Raw genomic sequence first — 1199 nt, forward strand, 5'->3', positions numbered from 1 at the left:
CTCCCTCTATATAGAAAGGTAAATCTTTCGATTTCTAGCCTTTTCTCACTATTTCATAGTCATTCATTTTTATTAGACATTGATAACATGGGATAAAGTTGTTTAATAGGTATATTTTGGAGTTAAGAAGCAAAAAAGACTGTATGTACCCAAACCACTTCTATCCAAAAAGTGGATATTAAGTTGAAGTATGGTCGCACTGGTGGATGTCTACATTTCTCATGGAGGTCAACCCTCCCATATCTCGCAGAGTCTATGCTCCAAAATTCCTTCGTCCAACCTTTCCATGAGGTAGATGTCAGTTATGCTGCCCGACAGGATCAATGTCCGTATTATAGTTGATTTACTGACTAATCCGTGCTTCAAATGTCTATTAATTATTGAAATAATCTACTTAAAAACTTACTTAAAAACTTTTCCTAGTATCGAGAAAAATTAAGCCACCTTTGGCAATACAGCCATATGAGGAATATCCTTTAGCATTCTATCTTCACTAAACTCAAACTGCTTCTTACCAATTGCAAATAACACTCGTATCAATTTATTACATAAGGCTATCAGTGACTGCATCTTTTTCAATGGATTATCAGGGCGTTTTGTATAGTATTCGTGTAAGGCTTTAAAACCAGAATTCTTAGCCACAAGTGGCATAATAACTCTAAACAAAAGGGCTCTTAGATTTCTCCTGCCTCTTTTGGTTATTCTGGTTTTGCCCTTATGTTTTCCTAATGTGTGTTCCATCAAGCTTAAACCTGCAAGTTTAATAATTTGACGAGGGTGTGAGTAGTAGCGTAGATCTCCAACCTCTGCAAAGAACCCAGCTATCGTATCTTTTCCGATACCTGTGATCGCTAACATTTGTTGAACACCAGGAATTCGTTCTAGTAGCTCGTCCCTCTTAACCTCAAGCTGTTCAAACTTCTTAGTATTGAGTTCATACTTATCTAACAACGTGCTTAACTCTAATTTAGCCAAATCTGAACCCTCACGGATTCCAATTGAAACACTAGCTGCCTTCTTTAATTCTCTTATTCTACTTATGCCCACTGCACGTTTCACAGCTTTTCTTAGATGAGTTAATATCTCTTGATCAGGGAGTTGGACTAACTCATGTGGTAGTAGATTTAGCTTTAATATTTGCAGAGCTGACAGCCCTTCCCAATCCTTAAATACTGTTAAGAATTCAGGAAAATACCGAT

The 1199-nt window shown here is 36.9% G+C and carries 1 protein-coding gene; it reads right to left on the reverse strand.

Annotated elements, in window-relative coordinates:
- Window positions 1-435 precede the first annotated feature (435 nt).
- A partial coding sequence (locus tag JCM9157_RS23035) for an IS110 family transposase (RefSeq protein ID WP_035668875.1) occupies window positions 436-1199 on the reverse strand: 764 nt, incomplete at its 5' end.

Origin of the sequence: Halalkalibacter akibai JCM 9157, assembly GCF_000513135.1 — a bacterium.
Lineage (GTDB): Bacteria > Bacillota > Bacilli > Bacillales > Bacillaceae_D > Halalkalibacter > Halalkalibacter akibai.